Annotated in this window: 19 protein-coding genes and 1 tRNA gene; 10 read left to right on the top strand and 10 right to left on the bottom strand. The window is 58.2% G+C overall.

The annotated features are described in order from the left end of the window. Positions 1-24: 24 nt before the first annotated feature. Both PSH90_RS13830 and PSH90_RS13825 read right to left on the bottom strand, forming a co-directional pair. Positions 25-540: a DoxX family protein gene (locus PSH90_RS13830; protein ID WP_252882037.1), complete on the bottom strand. Its 516-nt coding sequence runs from the start codon at positions 538-540 to the stop codon at positions 25-27. Positions 541-913: 373 nt separating this feature from the next. Next, on the bottom strand, positions 914-1975 hold the full coding sequence (locus tag PSH90_RS13825) for an SDR family oxidoreductase (RefSeq protein WP_305380793.1): 1062 nt from the start codon (positions 1973-1975) through the stop codon (positions 914-916). A 104-nt stretch (positions 1976-2079) separates the two neighbouring features. On the opposite strand from PSH90_RS13825, the gene PSH90_RS13820 reads away from it, so the two are divergent. Continuing rightward, positions 2080-2706, top strand: a complete 627-nt coding sequence (locus PSH90_RS13820) for a dTMP kinase (RefSeq protein WP_305380792.1) — start codon at positions 2080-2082, stop codon at positions 2704-2706. 120 nt (positions 2707-2826) lie between these two features. Here the strand turns inward: PSH90_RS13820 and PSH90_RS13815 are convergent, their stop codons facing one another. Both PSH90_RS13815 and PSH90_RS13810 read right to left on the bottom strand, forming a co-directional pair. Then, positions 2827-3939 (bottom strand): hypothetical protein, encoded by a 1113-nt coding sequence (locus PSH90_RS13815; RefSeq protein ID WP_305380791.1) that lies wholly within the window; start codon positions 3937-3939, stop codon positions 2827-2829. A 125-nt stretch (positions 3940-4064) separates the two neighbouring features. Beyond that, the gene (locus PSH90_RS13810; RefSeq protein WP_305380790.1) at positions 4065-4406 is read right to left on the bottom strand and encodes a helix-turn-helix domain-containing protein; all 342 of its coding nucleotides are present in this window, start codon (positions 4404-4406) and stop codon (positions 4065-4067) included. Between the two features lie 221 nt (positions 4407-4627). Here PSH90_RS13810 and PSH90_RS27515 point away from each other — a divergent pair, with 221 nt between their 5' ends. The 4 genes from PSH90_RS27515 (at position 4628) to PSH90_RS13795 (ending at position 8136) form a co-directional block, all read left to right on the top strand. After that, complete coding sequence (locus PSH90_RS27515) at positions 4628-4885, top strand: DUF2357 domain-containing protein (protein ID WP_370695100.1); 258 nt, start codon at positions 4628-4630, stop codon at positions 4883-4885. Between the two features lie 158 nt (positions 4886-5043). After that, a complete protein-coding gene (locus PSH90_RS13805; protein WP_305380789.1) occupies positions 5044-5490 on the top strand; it encodes a nuclease domain-containing protein in 447 nt (148 codons plus the stop codon). A 224-nt stretch (positions 5491-5714) separates the two neighbouring features. Next, a tRNA-Lys gene (locus PSH90_RS13800) sits at positions 5715-5789 on the top strand. A gap of 25 nt (positions 5790-5814) precedes the next feature. Beyond that, a complete protein-coding gene (locus PSH90_RS13795) occupies positions 5815-8136 on the top strand; it encodes a hypothetical protein (RefSeq protein ID WP_305380788.1) in 2322 nt (773 codons plus the stop codon). A 190-nt stretch (positions 8137-8326) separates the two neighbouring features. On the opposite strand, the gene PSH90_RS13790 is transcribed toward PSH90_RS13795, so the two are convergent. From PSH90_RS13790 to PSH90_RS13770, 5 genes are all read right to left on the bottom strand, one after another. After that, the gene (locus tag PSH90_RS13790; RefSeq protein ID WP_252884220.1) at positions 8327-8842 is read right to left on the bottom strand and encodes a cupin domain-containing protein; all 516 of its coding nucleotides are present in this window, start codon (positions 8840-8842) and stop codon (positions 8327-8329) included. A gap of 103 nt (positions 8843-8945) precedes the next feature. Next, entirely contained in the window at positions 8946-11348 is a 2403-nt protein-coding gene (locus PSH90_RS13785; RefSeq protein ID WP_305380787.1) for a TonB-dependent receptor, read from the bottom strand. Positions 11349-11416: 68 nt separating this feature from the next. Then, positions 11417-12367 (bottom strand): FecR domain-containing protein, encoded by a 951-nt coding sequence (locus PSH90_RS13780; RefSeq protein ID WP_305380786.1) that lies wholly within the window; start codon positions 12365-12367, stop codon positions 11417-11419. Next, positions 12367-12876 (bottom strand): sigma-70 family RNA polymerase sigma factor, encoded by a 510-nt coding sequence (locus tag PSH90_RS13775; protein WP_095180023.1) that lies wholly within the window; start codon positions 12874-12876, stop codon positions 12367-12369. The genes PSH90_RS13780 and PSH90_RS13775 overlap by 1 nt, the downstream gene beginning before the upstream one ends. An 81-nt stretch (positions 12877-12957) precedes the next feature. After that, positions 12958-13854 carry a helix-turn-helix domain-containing protein gene (locus tag PSH90_RS13770; protein WP_305380785.1) on the bottom strand — a complete coding sequence of 299 codons (897 nt, stop codon included), beginning with the start codon at positions 13852-13854 and terminating at the stop codon, positions 12958-12960. 162 nt (positions 13855-14016) lie between these two features. Between PSH90_RS13770 and PSH90_RS13765 the strand changes: the two genes are divergently transcribed. The 5 genes from PSH90_RS13765 (at position 14017) to PSH90_RS13745 (ending at position 20416) form a co-directional block, all read left to right on the top strand. Further along, a complete protein-coding gene (locus tag PSH90_RS13765) occupies positions 14017-15375 on the top strand; it encodes a glutamine synthetase family protein (protein WP_041480368.1) in 1359 nt (452 codons plus the stop codon). Positions 15376-15562: 187 nt separating this feature from the next. Further along, positions 15563-16651 (top strand): polyamine ABC transporter substrate-binding protein, encoded by a 1089-nt coding sequence (locus tag PSH90_RS13760; protein ID WP_305380784.1) that lies wholly within the window; start codon positions 15563-15565, stop codon positions 16649-16651. After that, positions 16648-17949, top strand: a complete 1302-nt coding sequence (locus tag PSH90_RS13755; protein WP_150635323.1) for an FAD-binding oxidoreductase — start codon at positions 16648-16650, stop codon at positions 17947-17949. Before PSH90_RS13760 ends, PSH90_RS13755 begins: the two co-directional genes overlap by 4 nt. A gap of 245 nt (positions 17950-18194) precedes the next feature. Continuing rightward, positions 18195-19850 carry an intermembrane transport protein PqiB gene (locus PSH90_RS13750; protein WP_095180020.1) on the top strand — a complete coding sequence of 552 codons (1656 nt, stop codon included), beginning with the start codon at positions 18195-18197 and terminating at the stop codon, positions 19848-19850. Positions 19851-19867: 17 nt separating this feature from the next. Beyond that, positions 19868-20416, top strand: coding sequence for a membrane integrity-associated transporter subunit PqiC (locus PSH90_RS13745; RefSeq protein ID WP_305380783.1), 549 nt, complete (start codon positions 19868-19870; stop codon positions 20414-20416). Positions 20417-20422: 6 nt separating this feature from the next. On the opposite strand, the gene xerC is transcribed toward PSH90_RS13745, so the two are convergent. Beyond that, on the bottom strand, positions 20423-21361 hold the full coding sequence (xerC, locus tag PSH90_RS13740; protein WP_305965242.1) for a tyrosine recombinase XerC: 939 nt from the start codon (positions 21359-21361) through the stop codon (positions 20423-20425). Positions 21362-21413 lie beyond the last annotated feature (52 nt).

Raw genomic sequence — 21413 nt, 5'->3', positions numbered from 1 at the left:
ATAACCTTGGTGACGCGATAACACTCAGCGTGCATTCAAACGCTTGAGATACCGACCGATGCATGCATCCAGGCTCAGCTTGCCGGCGCCTGTGAACACCAGTGGCAGAAGGGCTACGAGGTAGATCAAAGGGAGTTTGAAATTGCCGTAGCCTTTGTTGGTGATGGAGTAGCCCATAGCCAGTTCGCTCAACGTCGACCACTCTGCTGGCCAGTGAACTGCGGCAGTTGCCACGACGGTTACCACTATGAGGATCAGTGCAGAGAGGCGTGTTCCCAGGCCTACAAGCAAAGCAATGGAACAGAGCAGTTCTGCCCACATGGATAACTGCCAATTGAACGTAGCCGGCAGCTGATTGAAGGGAAAAGGAAAGGCCCCTTGAATGCTCGGGAACCAGTTCTCACCGTTCCACTTTTCCCATCCCGCTTCAAAAAACTCCCAGGCCAGAAAAACGCGCAGGCTCACAGGGGCGATCCAGTCTCCAGCGCGATCGAGGTTAAGTTGCAGCCGATTCAAGACCGATAACGCGTTTGTTTGCATGGGTTTAATCCTCCGACTTGTCGTCAAGAAAGTGGAAGCCCTTCAGGTGCTCCCAATGACAGGTGTCAGGCACAGGAGCACTGCGCTGGCCGTGGGCGCATTTCATCCTGTTGGTGTATCTCGCTTGTGTCTTGAGGGGCGGGAAGATCAATGTTGTGTAACGTGTTTGCGTCCGTACACACTTGGATACAGAGCAGTGCCTGTCGAAGGCGCTATTTTGGAGTTGGGCTATACGATCGGCTGCGTTCTGCCGGTGACTGGCAGGAGGATTTCACAGGGCGAATGAAAGTCGCAGATGTGGGGGGCGAGGGCGTGGAAATTACTGTTGAATGAGGGGGCACGCCAGGTGCCCACCTTATCAGTCTGGAACCGCCTAGGGGATCAAGCGCATCTCCCGCAGTTTGTCGAACACGTCGAAAAATGCCTGATCGCTCGCCTGGTAGGCAGTGAAGCCCATCAGTCGGCTTTTCGACATATCCGTGACCACTTCGATCGGCCGGCCAAGGTCTGCATCGGTATGCCATGGGGAAATCAGACGTCCAATGTCGGACTCTTTCAAACCGTGCTCGGCGACTATTTGCGCCCATACGGCTTGATCGTCCGCCATCTGCTTCTCTAGAGGAGAAGGTGACGCGGGATAGTCAGCAGCAGGCAGGTCGAAGTATTCGGCAATTCGGCTCCACATCCATTTCCACCGGAATACATCGCCATTAGTGACGTTGAACGCCTGGTTGGCCGCAGCCGGGGTGGTGGCCGCCCACAGTTGTTGTTTCGCCAACTGCCGCGCATCGGTCATGTCAGTGAGACTGTCCCATTGCACCCTGGAACCGGGAAACACAAAGGGGCGATTGATGTGTTTGCAAATCGAGGCATAGACGGCGAGGGTGGTTGCCATGTTCATCGCGTTGCCCACGGCCACCCCAGTGACGGTATGCGGGCGATGCACGCTCCAGGTGAAACCGTCCTTTTCCGCAGCGGCGAAGAGTTCGTCTTCCTGAGCGTAATAGAAATTCTCGATATCCAGACGACCCTGTTCTTCGCGGAACGGTGTCTGTGGCAGGCTGCCCTTACCATAGGCTTCGAACGGGCCGAGGTAGTGTTTCAGGCCGGTAACCAGTGCTACGTGTTTGACGCTTTTCGCTGGGCGAATGGCGGCGAGGACGTTGCGCACCATGGCGGCATTGACGCGAATGTTCTCGGCCTCCGTGGCTTGCCGCGACCATGTGGTAATGAACACATGCGTGGGTTTCACATCCCTCAGCGCCTGTTCCAGAGAAGCAGTATCCTGAAGGTCTGCCGCGACAGGCATCACGCCTTGAACTTGAGATGGATGCCTCGACAGCGCGGCGACCTGCCACTGGTTGTCGATAAGTAACTGGGTGATGGCGCTGCCGACAATGCCGCTGGCGCCCACGACTAGAGCTGTCTGGGTCATAGGTTTCTCCTGAATTCAGGTTTGGGAGTCCGCCTGAGCAGAAGAGGTTCAACCTGAAAATCCGTTAGAGTGCGCGCTACTCCCCGTTAAAGCCTGTGAGAAAAATGACTCGTCCGCTGTTTGTCGCTCTGGATGGCCCCAAAGGCGTCGGCAAAACCTCGCTGTTGGAGGCCATCACTGAAGTCCTGAGGGCAGACAACCAGAAAGTCATCCGACTCTGCGAGAAAAAAAGCGACCCGTTCAGGGGCGAGACAATGCACTTGGTGAACCGGCTCGTCCGCCATCCTGACAGGAATCTGGAACTGGAAGTTTGCCAACGCCTGGCTGACAGCCGCCGCTGGATTTCCCGAAACGTGCTGACCAGACAACCCACCGACAGCATCATCCTGATCGATCGCTGGTATCCATCCGATGCGGCGTTTCGCCGGATAGTCCCGTTTGCTGAAATCCTGCAATTAAACCGTGATCGCAACGTTCAGGTGCCCGACCTGCATGTTGGCGTGGTCACGGCGGCGGAGATTTCGTGGGCGAGGGCGGGGGCGCGACGGCGTGGCTTGAGCAGTACTGTGCTTCGCGGTCTGGAGGAGCATGTCGACTGTACCCAGGCTTTTGAACAAGTCGCTGCCGATCAGGGTTGGTTTATTTGCCGCAATGAGGGAACGATCGAGGAGGCGACGGGGCGGGTGGTAGGGGAGATTAATCGGGTGATGAGCCGCCTGCGCGTTCCTTAGCGCCAGTCCCTCAAGGCAGATCACGGTCGACTAAGACAGGCAGCGCGGAAAGTGCCATTGCACAAAAAAACGGGGCTCCAGCGTTGCGAATATGTGCTGGAGCCCCGTATTTATGGGCTATCAGTCGAAACTCAGTTCCTGAGTCTTGATGTGATTGGCCACTGCGCCAGAGATGGCGTCGAAGATTGCTTTTTCATTGTTGCTGTAGACCTCCATGTCGAGATCCAGGGTAATGGCAGCGCTGCGGATCAATACACCTTCATGGTGGTAGCTGACAAACAATGAGTGCCAGTCTGTGAATTCCACATCCAACACGAGGTAAACCACCGTCACCGAAGCCATGCCCTGATCGTTCTTGATGGGGCCAAAGGCGACAGTCGTGCGGCCGTCCTTAGTGCTGGCCTTGTTCCACCAGAAGGTCATGAAGTCGTGGGTGCCCGAATCGTTGGGATCCTTGGCCAAGAGCGTCGCGAGCTGCTTGAAACTCTCGAGTTCCGTCGCTCCCAGATACGTGCCAACGATGGTGGTCAGCAAACTACCGATGTCCACGTTACCTGAAGAGACATCCTGCCTGACCTGGCCGCCACTCGCTGCCTTTACGGTAAAGCCCAGATCGGTCAGTTGGTAAACCACAGCATCGAACCATTGCTTCGTCTGCAGATAGTCCGTATTGGTGATGTCCACGCCCTTGCTTTTCAGGACCGCACGCGCAGCCCCCTGTGCGTAGAGGTTCAGGTGGGAGTATGCGCTGACCTGCTCCGGGGTAGCATCGGTCATGGCATAAACCAACTGCGAGTCGATGGCTGTGGCGTCGATTGTCGTCGTAGTTCCACCGGTTACCACGCTGCCCAGCTTAGGCGGCGCAAGGGCAGGCCATGCGCAGGTGATGATCCTGCTCGTAAATCCCACACCATCGCGAAGATAGGCTTGACGAGAGCGCCAGTCGGGATGGGAAGTGCGGTCGATAGTGAAAGGGACGTCACGCAAGCCTTCGGGAGGGTTACCTATGGACTTGTCGATTGCCACGTTGAGTCTCTTCAGAAGCCCGTCGCACTCGCATTTCGCGAAAACATTCAGATGGTAGTTCAGGCCTTCTGTGTTGGTGACTTGCACGTGAGCACCAGCCCCCAGGGCCGCTTGGCAAGTTGAGATGTTCCGACCGAAAAGGCTGAACGTTTTCTGGGACTCGAACTTCACTTCTACATCAGCTTTTGCAGATTCCTTAGTGCACATGATGATCTCCAGCTCATACCCAGGCGTCATTGCTCGGGCATCTAGAAGTTATCAAATCGGACCCTTCGTGAAGCTCAGTCGGTTGAGCATTGCTCACGAATTGCCCTGAAAATATTGCGTGGCGCTCAAGTTGCTGGAGTGGTTACTTCATCAAGAAACTTGGCGAGGTTACGAACGTCGTTGTCGGCCATTCTTTCAATCACGTCCGCGAGCGCTTTGCGATGCGGCGCGTCATGCATGGCGCCGAGCGAGTGCTGTCCACGGCCGAGCAGAAGCCAATCGGCATTGACGTTCAGCTCGACGCACAGCTTGGCGAAGTTCTCCATACTGATTGGCTCTGAACGAAACCACCGACTGAGGGCGCTGTCCGTCACACCGATTCGGTGTGACAGCGCGTAGAGTTTTGGAAACCCACGAAGGGTATATGCGAACTGAAGTCTCTCGCCGTAGCTTTTGATGCCATGCATTTCCATATCTTTCTTCGTCCTTTACTCGGAGAGGCATCGAAAGCTTCAGAAGTCCGCAGCCTCTCCGGGTTTAAGGCGGGTGAAGCCCCCAAGAGCGAATCGAGTGTGGTGAGAGGCACATGGCAGCGCGCCAACGATTGCTCTCGTCCATGCTAAAGACGAACTCATGTGCAGTGATATGAACTTTGCCGACTGAGAGCTCAGGTAGGTGTCCGGCCAAGGTGATTTTCTGGTTCGAGCGATTATGGCCTGAGCGCCAGCCAACGACTTGGTTTGCGAGGCTGAGGCGCTATGGGGATCGGTTTCACCGCGCGCTCAAACAGATATCTCAGCGGCCGTTAACAACCTTGAAGAGTGATCGCACGTCGGTGAGTGCGCACACGGTCAAGCGGTTGGACTCCGCATCCGTCTGCATACGCGCGAGCTTATCGGTTTGGTTGGTACGCGTTGCGTTCAGGTTGGCTGGGAAAGGATCCTGATGAGACGCTGTGGGTCAGCCCAACATGGGAGGTTTATGAGCGGTGGTGCTTTGTAACTGTAGTCTCACAGCTGCAACGTCAGTTTCCTGAACTCGTCTGGAGTCGTGAATATCGATCGGTGGGTTTAAAAGAAATCGTGTGGCGGGGAATAGCGGCTTGTGACCGTTGAGGCATGTTACCAAGTCCGATGCCCAGCGAGTGATCAACCTGCGCATCGCGGTTTTCAAAGCTTATCGCGAGAGCGATATCTGGACATCGTCGTGACGTTGGACTCGCCTTCGACGAAGCGCTTCTTGGTTTTCGACGCGAAGTATCGCAGCGCCCGCGCCAGCGTCCTGGATGCAATGGAGTCAGCGCACATTTATCACGACAGTCTCCAGTGGAAGGGCATCAAGCCTGACGTTTCATTGCTGCTGATACCTAGGGCAGACAAAGTAACGGCGCTTATCAGCCCGACTTATCATGCGGACTATGGGGTCGGAGCCTGGCAAATCAGTGCAGAATCAGAAGGGGAGGCACTGGGGATCGAACTCAAACGAATTCTGAGTGCAATACCAATTGCGGCCGCTCCAGCCCCTACAATTGCTATTGGAACGGCGAAGTAATCGATTACGCACAGTAGCGCTAAACTCGCTGACAATCCCGCAACCCGAAATAAAGTCGTCGGGCTCCAGGCGTATTGGTTCGCGACGCCGGTGCAAAGGACTCGATCGAACTGCGCTGGTCTTGACGACTCTTCCCGAGATCACCTGATTACGTTCAGGTTCACAAGCGGCAATGTTTTCGATCTTCACAATCGTTCAGCGCTGGTGGACAATCCGCGCTCTGTTCCGGGGTAGTTCAGCGGTAGAACACTCGGCTCTTAACCGGGTGGGCGCTGGTTCGAATCCAGCCCCCGGACCCACAACATCGCAGGCTCGGAAGGACTCATGCTCAGGCACGATAGGGAATCGAATGCGAATGCCGGCATAGGTGCCGGCTATGCAGCCTTTCAACTGTCTCGGGCACTCGCTGCATCGGGCCTCGACGATAACGGACAGACGAGCAAGCGCATCGAGCGCTGGCGCAATGTAATCGAGCACATATTGCAGGGATCTGCGTCGTATGGCTCACGAACTCCATTCGCGGATGTGCCTGAGTGGGTCACGCTGGAAGTCGCCACGGGTGGTTTTGCCACTGGGCAGTACATGGCCGGTGGCGCACTGACCGAGTACGAGCGACATTTGGCTGCTTCGATTCCTGGTATCCGTCCTGGCTTCGAGCGATTCGATCTCAACACTTGGCACCTTACGGAGGAGGGGATCGAGGTACTGCAAACGAAGCTGGCGAGCGGGGATTATCGAATCGAGGTGCCAGAAGAAGCTGCACTGCTGACGGTGGCCTGGTTGCTGGGCCAACAACGTACAGAGAACGCATGGGATCTGGTTGAAGCGATAGCGCCTTTCTTTGAACAGCTGCGATTCTTTCCGATGGCTTCTGACGGTTCGCCGCTTTCAGCAGGGCAAGTGCAGGTTTTTACTGTCGGTGATGTCAGAACCGTGCTTTCAAACCGCCCAGCACAGACGCGTCTGGCAGCGCAAAAACATGTCGTCGAGACTCGCTTGCCGCTCTACGATGCGGCGGTGTCGCTTTTCCTTTTGACGTATCAGGATGATTGGCCTTGCCGCCGGTATCCCCAAGGCTGGTTTGAGCAGGCGAATACTCTGAAGCGGCAGTTCGATGCTTCTTGCCCCAGCGCTTCAGGTGAAGCTGAAAGCTCAAGGGATCGGGCAGGGGAGTTGTTTGCATTGCTGGGGAGTTGCGCTAGCGATGCGGCGTCGCTTACGGGACGGCAAGTCGGACGAATTCGCAGGATCGTCGACGATTTCGTACGCAAGCATGGTCATCCCGAATCCGAATCTCATCAAAAGCACAGAGAGTCTCAACGCAGTCACGTGTCCTCACCCGGGCACCATCTATTTGCTAAAGCGGTTGCCGCACGTCTGAGCAGGTATCCCGGTTCGGACGGAGTTTCCGACTTTTCATCTCTGCTGCAACCCGTTACCTGCGAAGAAGCGACCGCATATTCGCTGTTAACAGGTATCGGCATTCCTACTGATATTCGTCGACGCGTCGAGCGGTGTCGAAAGGGCACAATTGCCGAGTTGATCGATAAGGGATTGATTACATCCGGGGATACCGTGGCGCGGCTGCTGCCAGCGATAACGGCTGAGATCTGCAGTGCAGGATTTCGCGATATGTCGCTGCGGATGCTCTCTGTAGCAACCTATCGCGCCTTTCGACAACGCCGATCATTGTTGCTGTTGGATCTGCAAAGTCAGGTCAGGATGAATGAATTGCCGTGGGTGGCGGCTGTTGAGGACCAGCGAGAAACGGACGCGGTGGTCGCTGACGCAGCCAGACAGGTCCTGATCGAATGCGCAGCGATGACTCTTTGCGCTTTTCCTCAAGCGATCCTGCCCAACAAACTCATTCAGGAATTTGCTGCGCTTGGTGCGATGGCCAAGCTGGATCTGCCTTTTGTCGAAGAAGTCGCCTCGGACATTTTCATGGGCGCTTTCTCGAACAAGTACATAAGAGCTGCCAGGCAGGCGGCATCTTTGACAGGTGGCACGCTATACGCCAATTACTACGACATTGATGCAAGCCAATTGGCGATGCTTCCTGATCAACCGAAATCCAGGCGGAAAAGGTTCTCCAGACCTGACGCGAGTTCCAGGGACGCATTGGCCAGATTGTGCTCCCAGCGGGCTGATGCGGACCTGGGGACATGGCGACCGGCGACTAACGGGAAAATCATCGAGCAACAACAGATCCTGACGACGCAAAACCTTGCGCTGTTGTTTGGTGAGCTCGGGTTGAAGGCGCTGTTGCAGCATCGCCTGGCTTCGATGGCCGAGGAATGCTTCAGATGGATATGCGTACGCCAGCAGATGAAGTTGCGGTTTTATCACTCCAGCCTGGTGGTGATCAAAAATACGGCTTATGCCTGGCGGCAAATGGTCTTTTATCTAGCGATGCTAGATGAGGCAGAAATGCGTTTCGCGATTGAACGTATCGAAGCTCATTTCGCGATTCAGCCTAGTGCATTTCGTGAAAGGTTTCTGCCGGCGATTAGAGGATTGCGAGTAGCGGCTTCTGGCGCACCGTTGACCGAGGCTCGCCAAGCAAGCGAAGGTGCTCAGGTTTTTATCGGATGGACTACCGAGAGACATTGGTTGTTGAAGCTGCAAACGAATGGCGTTGCTTAGACTGAGAGGTTGGGAGTGGTGGATCTGATATCTAAAGCCTGAGGCCGTTCGCATCCACGATTTAACATAATATACATTACACGTAACAAGATATTACAGGGTTAGCGTGGTTGCCCGAGAGATTTGAATCTGCGCGGTCGCTTCAAAACCAGCTTTCCCTGCAAACTGCATTTGTCCCAATCTACAACTCTCAATCTTCACCGCGCGTAAGCATTTCAATCAGCGCTCCATGCTGCGGATACTGTGCGGTCAATTTTGCTCGATCACCTATTTCCATATCGGCAAAATCAAATCCTGGCGAAACCGCTTCGCTGATCAAGCCAAAGCCATTCGAGCCTTCCAGCAATCGAGAGGCTTTCCAAATTCCACCCGGTACGTGCAACTGCAGTTGCTGACCAGCCAAAACATCGCTGCCCATTACCAGCGTTTGCAATGAGCCGTCGGCGTGGATCAGGTTGTATTCGATGGCGTCGCCCAACTGGAAATAATGCAGGATGTCGGACTGATTGAAATGAAACTGGCCCACTGGCGATTGCTCAGTAAGCAGATAGTAGATCGAGGTCAGCAGATATCGCGTGCCTTGCTGCGTTTCGAGGCCGGCACGGTGATCGGCTTGATAGGTTCTGCGGTAATAACCGCCCTCGACATGAGGCTGTAGATTCAGCGCAGCAATCACATCTGTAGCATTCGGCTTGCGCTGAATCATGGCCTTCTCCGTTGCAGGTACGGTTTTTTGTTAGCTCAACTAAACGGTCATTTAGCGTAGTTAACGTGTTTTCGAAGACAATCGACGCACTTACCCTGCTCCATTAGAAATCTACCGTCGCCGACAGCAGATACGTTCGCGGCGTCGAAAGCGTCAATCCCGGCTCACTATCATCCGAAGCACCCGCTGAGCTCCAATAGCGTTTATCCAGAACGTTTTCGACATTGGCGCGCAAGGTGATCGTTTTCTCGTCCAGCTTGAAAGCATAGCGTGTACCTACGTCGAACCGCTCCCAGGAGTCGATTTCCTTATCATTCGCCTGATCCAGATACTGCGAACTCGAATAGATTCCACGACTGGTCAACGTCAAACCCTGCACAGTCGGCACGTCCCACTCTGCACCAAGGTTAACGTTGTATTTCGGTGTCGCCGGTGCGCGGTTGCCGTCGAATGTACCGTTGGTGGTATCGGTCAGTTCGCTGTCGATATACATCACCCCGCCGAGCAATCGGAAGCCCTTCAGCGGTTCGCCAAACACGCTCAGTTCTACGCCGTTGTTTTCGCGTTTGCCGTTCGGGCCGAAGACTCGTGTGGTCGCATTGGTTTCGTAGGCAGGTTGTTTGATGCGGAACACCGCTGCCGTCAGCGCGTATGCACCCGCGTCGTACTTGGCGCCGACTTCGACCTGGCGGCTGATGAATGGCGGGAAGATTTCGTCTTCGTTGATCGACGTCGATGGCGCGATCTTGCCTTGGCTCAGACCTTCCATGTAGTTGGCGTACAGCGAAAGTTTGTCCGTCGCCTTGAACAGAATCCCGCCCGACGGCGAGACCTTTTCTTCATCGTAGGCCGTATCGCCCTTGATGCCGTCGCTCCAGTCATCGACTTTGACCCGCTGCCAGCGCGCGCCCAAAGTCAGCAGCAGTCGATCCTCGAAGAAACCGAGCGTGTCGGACAAGGCCACGCCGCTGAAGCGATTTTCGGTGTAGACCTCGGCGTCATTGCGGGTCGGCGTGCCGGGTCTGGCTATTTCCACCGGGTTGTAGAGATTGCTGCGCCCGGCCGCGTAACGGGCGCCGCCGTTTTCGAAGTCCATATAAAAGTAGTTGGCCGCCAGATTCACTTCATGGCTGACCGGTCCGGTCTGGAACCAGTTACGCACCCCAGCGGTAGCCGTGCGAACGTTTTCGTCGCGAGTGAAGTCGCGCGGCTGGACGCTGAAGTCGCCGGCGTCATTGGTCACCGACACCGCGTGGCGCAAGAAGTCGTGATTGCTTTTGCGTGCGCCGACGCCGCCATACAGCATGACTGAATCGCTGACATCGAACTCGCCGTTGAGCGTGCCGAAAGTGTCTTTGGTTCGCGCCCGGCTCCAGGGTTGCGCATAGTTGTCGCGCACATCATGGGCGTTCGGCACCTTGGCATTGGCGGCGACTTGCACGCGTTCCTGCGGTGCGTCGGTGTCGCGCTCGGTGTGGCCGATATCGGTGGAAAGTCGCAAGCGTTCACCACGGAAATCCAGACCGAGTACCGCCATGTCGCGATCGACGCTCTGATGATCCCATTCGGTATCGCCGGACTGTTTGACCCCGTTGAAGCGCACCCCGAATTGATTGTCTTCGCCAAAACGCCGTCCGACATCCACCGCGCCGCCGACTTGATTGTTCGAGGCGTAATTGGCTGTCAGCGAGGTGATCGGCTTGTCGGTCGCGCGTTTCGGCACGACGTTGATCCCCCCTCCTACACTGCCCCGTGGCGAAATCCCGTTGATCAATTGGCTCGGGCCTTTGAGGATGTCGACGCGATCGGCCATTTCCATGTCGATGGTGTAAGTCGGCAACACACCGTAGAGGCCGTTGTAGGCAACATCACTGTTGAACAGGCTGAAACCACGGATGGTGAATTGCTCATAGCGGCCACCGGCAGGGTTGGTGGCGCGTACCGAAGGGTCGGTACTGATCAGATCGCCGAGCGTGCGCGCCTGTTGGTTTTTCACCGTTTCGCTGGTGTAGGTGGTCATGCTGAACGGGGTTTCCATGAAATCCCTGGAACCCAACAACCCTTGCGAGCCACGCCGCGCGACCTGACCGCCAGCAAACACGTCGGCATCCGCTGAACCGCTCGCGCCGAGAATCGATGTCGGTGCCAGTTGCAAGGTGCTGCCTTGCGCTGCGGGCACCAGCGTATAAGCCTGATCGCCGACCGGTTGCAGCTGCAAACCCGAACCCAGCAACAACCGGCTGAACCCCTCCTCCACGCCATATTCACCGGACAAACCATTGCTGTTGCGGCCGCTGACCAGCGCCGGATCCACCGACAGATTGACTCCAGCGAGACCGGCGAAGCGCGTCAGCGCGGCACTCAGACTACCGGCCGGCACCTGATAACTGCGGCGACTGCCATCGTCGGCCCAGCTCGATTGGATCAACACGGGGCTGGCACTCAGGCTCAGCAAAAGGCTCAACTGCAACAACGGACGCAAACGACCTGGAAATACTGCGGGCATTGGAAGAAGCTCTCGATTTTGTTCACTTGCCTGGAATGACCAGTGAGGCGAAAAAAAAGGGACAGGCTTCAGCCAGTTTTTTCTGCACGCGGTACCAGTGACACCCAAAATCGCGTTCGCGTATGCACATCGACGGGCAAACTGGCTGCCAGCAGTGCCAGCACTTGATCGGTATCGTCGACGCGAAAGCTGCCAGTGACGCGCAGCGATTCCAGCGCCGGATCCCAGCGCAGCACGCCCGAGCGGTAGCGACTCAGCTCGCGGAGGAAATCACCCAGCGGCTGGTTTTGCGCCATCACCACACCGTCGCGCCAACCGGGCATCAACGCTTCGAATGCCGTCACCGCTCCCGCGCCCGAAGCTTGCAGGCTGACTTGCTGGCCCTGCTGCAATACCAGCGTCGGGCCGTGCAGTGGCTGCAATTGCACCGAACCACGCAGCACGCAGACCTGGCAATCGCGCGCATTGAGGCGCACCGAGATGTCGCTGTGATTGACGATCATCCGCCCATAAGGCGCGTTGACGATAAAGGCTGAATCGCCCGCGACGTTGAGCGCCATCTCGCCACGGATCAGCGTCAGCTGACGTGCAGGCAGATCGACATTAACCGCGCTGTCGGTGTTGAGTTGCAATGAAGAATCCTGGGCCAACTGCACTTTGCGCCGCTCGCCAGTGCTGGTGTGCAGGTCGGCGCGCCAGACCTCCAGCGGCAGCTCCCGACTGATCAACCACGCCGCCGGCACCAGCGCCGCCACGCCCAAGGCACGCTTGAGAGCAGCGCGCCGCGCCGGATCCGGCCGATCCAGCGTGGCCATGGCCAGCGTCGGCGGCAAACCTGCGAAACGCTGGCGAAGCTGCTGGATTTTCTGCCACGCGTTCTCGTGGCGACTGTCACTGGCGCGCCAATGCTGCAATCGGGCGTGATCTTCCTCGCTGGCACCACCGGACTCGAGCAGTGCCAGCCAGTGCGCCGCTGCCCGCGCCACTTCCCGCATTTCATCATTGGGTGCAACGCGCATCACAGATCCGCCAGCAAGCAATGCTCGTACGCTTGGGCCATGTAACGTTTCACCGTGCGCTCGGAAACCTGCAAGCGCTCGGCAATCTCGCGGTAGCCAAGGCCCTCGAGTTGACTCCAAAGAAATGCCCGGCGCACCGGGCGCGGCAAGCCATCGAGCAATTCATCCAGCGCCTGCAAGGTTTCCAGCAGCAACCAGCGCTGCTCCGGCGACGGTGCGCACGCTTCCGGCAATTGCGCCAAGGCATCGAGGTAGGCTTTTTCCAGATGGCGCCGCGTGTAGAAATTGCTCAGTAGCCGTTTGCCGACGGTGAGCAGATACGCGCGCGGCTCGCGCAATTCAGCCAGTGGCGGCGCGTTGCACAGGACGCGGACAAAGGTGTCTTGACTGAGGTCCGCCGCATCCCACGCATTGCCCATGCGCCGGCGCAGCCAGGTTTCCAGCCAGCCGCGATGCTCGCGGTACAACTGCTGCAGGCTCTGCTCCGACGGTGACGTAGCTTCAATCATCTCAAGAGACCCTGCGCGAAGGTAGATTCAAATGAGACTGATTCTATTTAACTTCTGCGAGGACACAAAGCCTTTTTCTGCTCAGCGCTTGAGCGTTTCGCTCGGCAGCTCCTTGAAAAGCGCGCGGTAACTGCTGGAAAACCGCCCCAGATGCCAGAACGACCAGCGCATCGCCACTTCGGCAACGGTGGTTTCGCAAGGTCGGCGCTTGAGCAATTCACGGTGTGCACTGTTCAGCCGCCTCAGGCGTAACCAATGGCTCGGGGTCATCCCGGTGTAGGCCTTGAAAGCCTGCTGCAACTGGCGCAGCGGTACGCCGGCAACGTTGGAAAGCTCGAGCAGATTGACCGTGTCTTCCGGCGAATCAGCTGCCCACTCCCCTACTCGCTTCATGATTTGGCGTTCGTTGTTACGCTGCTGCAATCCTCCACGATCAAGACGGGTTTGAGCGTTGTCGAGGATGAACAGGCAGTCCTCGAGCAGTTGCCGAGTCAGGCGATCTTTATCAAGTGGATCAGAGGCTTGCGACAACTTCGTGAGAATCGAGCTTAACCAGCCGCTGAACAAAGCGTTCTGTCCGCAGTTCAGCGGCGCCATGAACAGACCTTCGAGCTTTGCCACTTGCAAACCGTGCTCGCGGACGAAATCCGGACCGAACACCACAGCGATTTCACGGTAGTTCTCCGGGGTGATCCAGATGTTGCGGCTTTCTTCGTTGAGCAGATACAGCGCGTTGTCACTGCGATCAAAACAGAACGCCAGAGCCCCGGATGGCGCGCTGAAATTCTGTTCGACCCGGGTGTTCATCTGTTCTTCGTAAACCTCCACGCCCTGCAGATCCAGATAGCGAATCTGCCCAGCGAAATGCCCCGGCGACATCTGTTGGTAATGCTGGACCCAGCCCGGTGTAGCGCGGATTTGCTCGGCCACATCGGCGGTATTGAACGCTTGAACCTGAAGCGGATTGCACGTTGTCATGGGGTGACCCTGCGCACTCTTTTGGTGCGCTTTGGTGCTGCTGAAAGTGGATAGATGGAATCGCAAGCCGCGCCCAAGATAGTCGCCAACGCGCCACAGGGGAAGGGGCGGAAGATGAAACCCGCCCTCCCCGGCGTCTACAAAGCCAATAACGAGGTCTTTATGAACGCCCCTTTCGATCAGCTGTTCACCTGGCTGAAAGATCACAAGATTACCGAAGTCGAATGCGTGGTCAGCGACCTGACCGGCATCGCCCGCGGCAAGATTGCACCGACCAACAAGTTCCTGCATGAGCGCGGCATGCGCTTGCCGGAGAGCGTGCTGCTGCAAACGGTAACCGGGGATTTTGTTGACGACGACATCTACTACGACCTGCTCGACCCGGCCGACATCGACATGGTCTGCAAGCCGGTTTCCGACGCCGTGTACGTCATTCCTTGGGCAATCGAGCCGACCGCCATCGTCATCCATGACACCTTCGACAAGTTCGGCAACCCGATCGAACTGTCGCCGCGCAATGTGCTGAAGAAAGTCCTGCAGCTTTATACCGACAAGGGCTGGAAGCCGATTGTCGCGCCGGAAATGGAGTTCTACCTGACCCAACGCTGTGAAGACCCGGACCTGCCGCTCAAGGCACCACTGGGTCGTTCGGGTCGTGCGGAAAGCGGTCGCCAGTCATTCTCGATCGATGCCGCCAACGAGTTCGATCCGCTGTTCGAAGACGTCTACGACTGGTGCGAACTGCAAGGTCTGGATCTCGACACGCTGATCCACGAAGACGGCCCGGCGCAGATGGAAATCAACTTCCGCCACGGCGATGCGCTGGATCTGGCTGACCAGATCACCGTGTTCAAACGCACCCTGCGCGAAGCAGCGCTCAAGCACAATGTCACCGCGACGTTCATGGCCAAACCGATCGGCGACGAGCCCGGCAGCGCCATGCACCTGCACCAGAGTGTGGTCGAGATCGCGACGGGCCAGCCGATCTTTGCCGATGCCGAGGGCAACATGAGCGAGCTGTTCCGTCATCACATCGGTGGCTTGCAGAAATACATCCCGAAAGTGCTGCCGATGTTCGCGCCGAACGTCAATTCGTTCCGCCGTTTCCTGCCGGACACCTCGGCACCGGTCAACGTCGAATGGGGTGAAGAGAACCGCACGGTGGGCCTGCGTGTGCCGACTTCCGGGCCTGAATCGATGCGCGTGGAGAACCGCTTGCCCGGTGCCGACGCCAACCCGTATCTGGCGATTGCCGCGAGCCTGCTGTGCGGCTACATCGGCATGGTCGAGAAGATCGAGCCGAGCGCGGCGGTCGAAGGCCGGGCCTATGAACGCCGCAACCTGCGCCTGCCCATCACCATCGAAGAAGCCCTGACGCAGATGGAAGACTGCCCGAAAGTCGCCGAATACCTGGGCAGCAAATTCGTCCGCGGTTACGTCGCGGTCAAACGCGCCGAGCACGAAAACTTCAAGCGCGTGATCAGCTCCTGGGAGCGAGAGTTCCTGCTGCTGAGCGTCTGACGGCGCAGCCGTCCCTGTGGGAGCGAGCCTGCTCGCGAAGACGGCCGCACAGTTGATCGTTCCCACGCTCCCGCGTGGGAATGCATCCCGGGACGCTCTGCGTCCCATCCAAAGCCGAACGCCGAGCGTCCGTTGCGGCATTCCCACGCAGAGCGTGGGAACGATCATTACAAGAAGAGGTGTCGATATGCGTCTATTGAAATCCGTACTCCCGGTCGCGCTGAGCGCGCTGTTCAGTGCCGTAGCCCACGCCGAGCCCCAGGTCAGCGTCTACAACTGGACCGACTACATCGGCGAAACCACCCTCGCCGACTTCCAGAGCAAGACCGGGATCAAGGTGATCTACGACGTCTTCGACTCCAACGAAACCCTTGAAGGCAAACTCCTCGCCGGCCGCACCGGTTACGACGTGGTCGTGCCGTCCAACCACTTCCTCGCCCGTCAGGTAAAGGCCGGCGCGTTCATGAAGCTCGATCGTTCACAGTTACCAAACTGGAAGAACCTTGACCCGAAACTGCTTGAATTGCTTGAGAAAAACGATCCAGGCAATGAGCACTCGGTGCCCTATCTGTGGGGCACCAACGGCATCGGCTACAACGTCGACAAGGTCAAGCAAGTGCTCGGCATCGACCACATCGATTCCTGGGCCGTGTTGTTTGAACCGGAGAATCTGAAGAAGCTCAGCCAGTGCGGTGTGTCGATGATGGACTCCGCCGACGAAGTCTTCCCGGCCATCCTCAACTACATGGGCATGGATCCGCGCAGTGAAAACCCTGAAGACTACAAAAAGGCCGAAGCCAAGCTGCTGAGCATCCGTCCGTACATCACCTATTTCCATTCTTCCAAGTACGTGTCGGACCTGGCCAATGGTGACATCTGCGTCGCGTTCGGTTACTCCGGCGATGTGTTCCAGGCGGCCAACCGCGCCAAGGAAGCGAAGAACGGCGTCAATATCGCTTACGCCATCCCCAAGGAAGGCGCCAACCTGTGGTTTGATCTGCTGGCGATTCCCGCTGATGCGAGCAACGCCAAAGAGGCCCATGCCTTCATCAATTACCTGCTTGATCCGCAGGTGATCGCCAAGGTCAGCGCCACCGTCGGCTACGCCAACCCGAACCCGGCGGCCAAGCCGTTCATGGATGAGGAACTGGTCAACAACCCTGAGGTTTATCCGCCGCAGTCGGTGCTCGACAAACTCTACATTTCCTCGACCCCGCCCCAGGCGATCATGCGTCTGATGACCCGGTCGTGGAGCAAAGTGAAGTCGAACAAATGAATCAGCACAATTCACAGCACGCCCGCTCCTGGTACGCCGCTTCTGCGCGGGCGAGCACGGCCTACCCTGCGCTAAACGGGGATTTGATTGCCGATGTCTGCGTGATCGGTGGCGGTTTCACTGGCGTCAATACCGCGATTGAGCTGGCGCAGCGCGGTCTGTCAGTGGTTTTGCTCGAGGCGCGACGTATCGGCTGGGGCGCCAGCGGGCGCAATGGCGGGCAGCTGATTCGCGGCATCGGCCATGAAGTCGAGGGTTTCGCCCGTTACGTTGGCCAGGACGGCGTGCGCTATCTGCAGCGCGCCGGCATCGATTCGGTGGAGCTGGTGCGCCAGCGCATCACTGACAACGCCATCGACTGTGATCTGCGCTGGGGCTTTTGCGAACTGGCCAACACCGCCGCGCAATTTGCCGCGTTCCAGCAAGAGCAGGACAGCCTTGCCGAACTCGACTATGCCCACGCAACGAGGCTGGTCGGGCCGGAGCAGATCCGGCAGCAAGTGGTCGACGCCGGTGTGTACGCCGGCGGATTGATCGACATGGGTTCGGGCCATTTGCATCCGCTTGATCTGGTTCAGGGCGAAGCGCGTCTCGCCGCGTCGCTGGGCGTGCGGATCTTCGAGCAGAGTCCGGTCCTGGAAATCCTCCATGGCCCGACCGTCGAGGTGCGCTGCGCCACCGGTTCAGTACGCGCCGGCAGCCTGGTGCTTGGCTGCAACGCGCATCTGGATGACCTCGAGCCGAAACTCAGCGGCAAAGTGCTGCCCGCCGGCAGTTACATCATCGCCACCGAGCCGCTGGACGAAAGCCGTGCCGCGCAGTTGATTCCACAGAACCTGGCGCTGTGCGATCAGAAAGTCGGGCTCGATTATTACCGTCTCTCGGCGGATCGACGTCTGCTGTTCGGCGGTGCTTGTCATTACTCCGGGCGCGATCCGGCGGATATCGCCGCCTACATGCGACCGAAAATGCTCAAGGTGTTCCCGCAACTGGCCGACGTGCGCATCGACTACCAATGGGGCGGGAAGATCGGTATTACCGCCAATCGTTTCCCCCAGGTTGGCCGGCTCAAACAGCACCCGAACGTGTTTTACGCGCAGGGCTATTCCGGCCATGGCCTCAACGTCACCCATTGGTGCGCGAAATTGCTGGGCGAAGCCATTCACGCCGGGCATAGCCAGGGCATGGACGTGTTCAGCAGCGTGCCGCACATGACCTTCCCCGGCGGCCCGGCGTTGCGTTCGCCGTTGTTGGCGCTGGGCATGTTCTGGTATCGCCTGCGCGAAATGCTCGGCTGAGCCCGCCACGACTCTGGCCCCAGTAGGAGCTGCCGAAGGCTGCGATCTTGGGACGCAGAGCGTCCCGGGCTGCATTCCCACGCAGAGCATGGGAACGATCAGGTCGCAACCTTCGGCAGCTCCTTGCACCGCAATCGCGTCCCACGCCAGCTATACACATTTGCTCTATCGCCAAGCACTTCTATATTGATGAAGTGCTTTTGCGTTCCTGACGCTCAGTGCCCGATTAATTGAGGAGGACATGGATGAAGTCGTCAGCCAGCGACGAGCCGCGAGCACCCGGTCAGGCGCCGGTCAAAACCCGCCGATTCGGTATCTCGCTGGTATGGATCGTGCCGATCGTGGCGGTGCTGGTGGGCATTTCGCTGGTGATTCACAACATCCTCCAGGAAGGCCCGACGATCACCGTCACCTTCAAGACCGGCGATGGCCTGACCGCCAACAAGACCGAAGTCAGGTACCGCAACGTAGTCATCGGCCATGTCTCCGATGTTGAACTGGCCAACGACCATAAACACGTCAACGCCACGATCAAACTCGCCAAGCAGGCCGAAGCCTTCACCCGCGAGGACTCGCAATTCTGGGTGGTACGTCCGCGCATCGGCGCCGGCGGGGTATCGGGCATCGACACATTGCTGTCGGGCGACTACATCGGTGCCGACATTGGCCAGGCCAATACCCGCTCAAAAAACTTCAAGGGTCTGGAGAACCCGCCGCCGATCACCTATGGCGAACCGGGCAAGCGTTTCACCCTGCACACCGCCGACCTCGGCTCGCTGGACATCGGCTCCCCCGTCTATTACCGCAAGATCCCGGTTGGCCAAGTGGTGTCCTATGCCTTGGACCAGGACGGCAAAGGGGTCAATATCGAAGTCTTCGTGCATTCGCCGAATGACGCCTACGTCACCGAAAACACCCGTTTCTGGAACGCCAGCGGCATCGACATCAATGTCGGTGCCAACGGCTTTGCGGTGAAAACCGAGTCGCTGTCGACCCTGCTGGTGGGCGGCATCGCTTTCCGCGCTCCGGATTACAGCCCCAACGATTCGCCAGCCAGTGAAGACAAGGGTTTCGAACTGTTCGCCGACCAGGCCACCGCCCTCGCCCCGCCCAACGGCAAGGCACAGTATCTGTCGCTGCGCTTCGATCAAGCCTTGCGCGGGCTCAAGGTTGACGCGCCGGTGGAGTTCCTCGGAGTTGAAATCGGTCGCGTGGTGGCAGTCAATCTCGACTTCGACGAGGTCAAGCGCACCTTCCCGGTGAATGTCGGCATCGTCATCTATCCGCAGCGCCTGGGTCGCGCCCACGCGAAAATGCTCAAGGCTTACCATGGCGACGAAAACGACGAGGCCACCGGCGCGCGCCTGATCGGCACGTTCATCGAAAACGGCCTTCGCGCCCAGGCCCGCAACGGCAACCTGCTCACCGGTCAGTTGTATATCTCGCTGGATTTCTACCCCAAAGCGCCGAAAGTCGCGTTCGACCCTACGGCACGGCCGGTCACCATTCCGACCGTCCCCGGCAGCCTCGAACAGTTGCAGGAAAAACTCGAGGCGATGGTGAACAAGATCAACGCGCTGCCAGTGGAGCGCATCGCCAGCAACCTCGACGGCAATCTGGTCGAGCTGCGCAAAGGCCTGAAGCAGTTCAACGCCAGGACTCTGCCGGGTGTACAGAGCACCCTCGCCGATGTCAGCAAGACCTTGCAGTCCGCCAATTCGACCCTGGCCGAGGATTCACCGCAGCGCGAGCAACTCACCGAGACCCTCGACGAGCTCGGGCGCATGTCGCGCTCGTTGCGAGAGCTGTCGGATTACCTCGGTCGCCACCCTGAGTCGCTGATTCGCGGACGCCCCGACAACGCCGCGCCGCTGGACCTCAAAGGGCCGCCACGCAATTGAGCACAGGAGCTGCATCCATGGTTTTACCGTTGAAGATCTCCCTGCTCGCTGCGCTCGTGCTGCTGGCCGCGTGCCGTAGCGACCCGATCAGCTTCCATACGCTGACCCCGGCGCAACCGGGCGCCAGCCGCACCGGCGCCGACATCGCCATCGAAAGCATCAGCGTGCCGCCGCAGGTCGATCGCGCGCAGATCGTGATTCGTCAAGGCAACAGCGGCGTGGCCATCCTGGATACCGATTGGTGGAGCGCCACCCTTGCCGATGAATTGCGCGGTGCGCTGGTCGATCAATTGAGCGGCGGCGTCGGCCAGCAGCGCGCTTCCGTGCGAATCGACGTGCAGCGCTTCGATTCGATTCCCGGTCAGTACGCCTTGATCGACGTGAAATGGCGAGTGCGCCCATTAGGTGCTGCGGACGCGGCCCTGCTGAGCTGTCGCTCGGTGTTGCAGACACCTTCAGGCCCGAGCATCGACGAACTGGTAACCGCGCAACAGAACAACATCAAACGCCTCGCTGCGCACATCGCGCAGGGTGCCAGCGGCTCGCGCTGCCCGCCGCAGACCTGACACCGTTTACAAATCGAAGCGATCCACCGCCCGCCGCCGCTCGTTGTCATCACGCACATCGTAGTTGGCAGTCGTCTGGATATTGCTGTGATGCGCCAGTTTCTGTGCGATCGACAGGTCGTGCTCTTCGATCACCCGGGTGATGAATGAACGACGGAAGTCATGGGGCATGATTTTCACCCCGACCTGCGTACCGCGCTGGCGGGCAATGTAGTAAATCGCGTGTTTGGTGATGCGCTCGCGGGTGATGTGGCTGCCCCGGCGAATACGGTTGAACAGAAACGCATCGTCGCTCTCGCCTTCCTTGAGCTGTGAACGACGCAGTTCCAGCCAGGCGTCGAGCTTGGCAAAGGCCCAGGCCGGCGCGTATTTGATCAACTGCTTGTTGCCTTTGCCGGTCACCGTCAGGCTGCGTTCGTGAAAGTCGACCTGGCTCAGATCCAGATCCACCGATTCCGACTTGCGCATGCCGGTGCCGTACAGCAGCGCTATCACCGCCGCATCACGCAGGCCCTGCGGGCGCGGGTCGGCAGCGCAGACTTCCATCAGTTCATGAATCAGCGTGCGCTTGAGGTTGCGCCCCTGGGACAGCCGCGTGCCGGCTATGCCCTTGACCGAACGCATCTTCAGCAGGTGATCCTGGCTGATCAGGCTCATGCGCCATGCTTCGTTCATCACCCCGCGTACGGCGTTCACGTACAGCGACGAGGTGTTCGGTGCATAACCATCGGCGCGCAAAGCGGCGACCAGCGCCACCACGTCTTCCGGTTGCAGGCCGTGCCAGGGGATTTCTTCGATATCGACGTCCTCGAAACCGAGGCGGTCAGCGGCGTCTTGCAGCACATAACGCATGGTCAACTGGCTGGAAGGTGCCAGTCGCGCCAGGTAAACGGTCAGCGGATTGTTGTTGGACGGTGCAGGTTGGGTACTCGACAAATCACTCAAACGAAACGGCCTTGAAATAAAAAACGATTCAACAAAAACAATAAATGCATGA

It is taken from the genome of Pseudomonas sp. FP1762 (assembly GCF_030687105.1).
GTDB classification, from domain to species: domain Bacteria; phylum Pseudomonadota; class Gammaproteobacteria; order Pseudomonadales; family Pseudomonadaceae; genus Aquipseudomonas; species Aquipseudomonas siliginis.
Note: the sequence above shows the minus strand (reverse complement) of the source record. Positions and strands in the feature narration are given on the sequence as shown.

What these genes read in the sequence shown, in the direction of transcription:
- PSH90_RS13775 (WP_095180023.1), bottom strand. Translation starts at nt 12,876, where the DNA reads ATGATTGAAGCTACGTCACCGTCGGAGCAGAGCCTGCAGCAGTTGTAC.
- PSH90_RS13790 (WP_252884220.1), bottom strand. Translation starts at nt 8,842, where the DNA reads ATGATTCAGCGCAAGCCGAATGCTACAGATGTGATTGCTGCGCTGAAT.
- PSH90_RS13815 (WP_305380791.1), bottom strand. Translation starts at nt 3,939, where the DNA reads ATGTGCACTAAGGAATCTGCAAAAGCTGATGTAGAAGTGAAGTTCGAG.
- PSH90_RS13820 (WP_305380792.1), top strand. Translation starts at nt 2,080, where the DNA reads ATGACTCGTCCGCTGTTTGTCGCTCTGGATGGCCCCAAAGGCGTCGGC.
- PSH90_RS13760 (WP_305380784.1), top strand. Translation starts at nt 15,563, where the DNA reads ATGCGTCTATTGAAATCCGTACTCCCGGTCGCGCTGAGCGCGCTGTTC.
- PSH90_RS13785 (WP_305380787.1), bottom strand. Translation starts at nt 11,348, where the DNA reads ATGCCCGCAGTATTTCCAGGTCGTTTGCGTCCGTTGTTGCAGTTGAGC.
- PSH90_RS13795 (WP_305380788.1), top strand. Translation starts at nt 5,815, where the DNA reads ATGCTCAGGCACGATAGGGAATCGAATGCGAATGCCGGCATAGGTGCC.
- PSH90_RS13810 (WP_305380790.1), bottom strand. Translation starts at nt 4,406, where the DNA reads ATGCATGGCATCAAAAGCTACGGCGAGAGACTTCAGTTCGCATATACC.
- PSH90_RS13765 (WP_041480368.1), top strand. Translation starts at nt 14,017, where the DNA reads ATGAACGCCCCTTTCGATCAGCTGTTCACCTGGCTGAAAGATCACAAG.
- PSH90_RS13780 (WP_305380786.1), bottom strand. Translation starts at nt 12,367, where the DNA reads ATGCGCGTTGCACCCAATGATGAAATGCGGGAAGTGGCGCGGGCAGCG.
- PSH90_RS13830 (WP_252882037.1), bottom strand. Translation starts at nt 540, where the DNA reads ATGCAAACAAACGCGTTATCGGTCTTGAATCGGCTGCAACTTAACCTC.
- PSH90_RS13770 (WP_305380785.1), bottom strand. Translation starts at nt 13,854, where the DNA reads ATGACAACGTGCAATCCGCTTCAGGTTCAAGCGTTCAATACCGCCGAT.
- PSH90_RS13745 (WP_305380783.1), top strand. Translation starts at nt 19,868, where the DNA reads ATGGTTTTACCGTTGAAGATCTCCCTGCTCGCTGCGCTCGTGCTGCTG.
- PSH90_RS13755 (WP_150635323.1), top strand. Translation starts at nt 16,648, where the DNA reads ATGAATCAGCACAATTCACAGCACGCCCGCTCCTGGTACGCCGCTTCT.
- PSH90_RS13750 (WP_095180020.1), top strand. Translation starts at nt 18,195, where the DNA reads ATGAAGTCGTCAGCCAGCGACGAGCCGCGAGCACCCGGTCAGGCGCCG.
- PSH90_RS13825 (WP_305380793.1), bottom strand. Translation starts at nt 1,975, where the DNA reads ATGACCCAGACAGCTCTAGTCGTGGGCGCCAGCGGCATTGTCGGCAGC.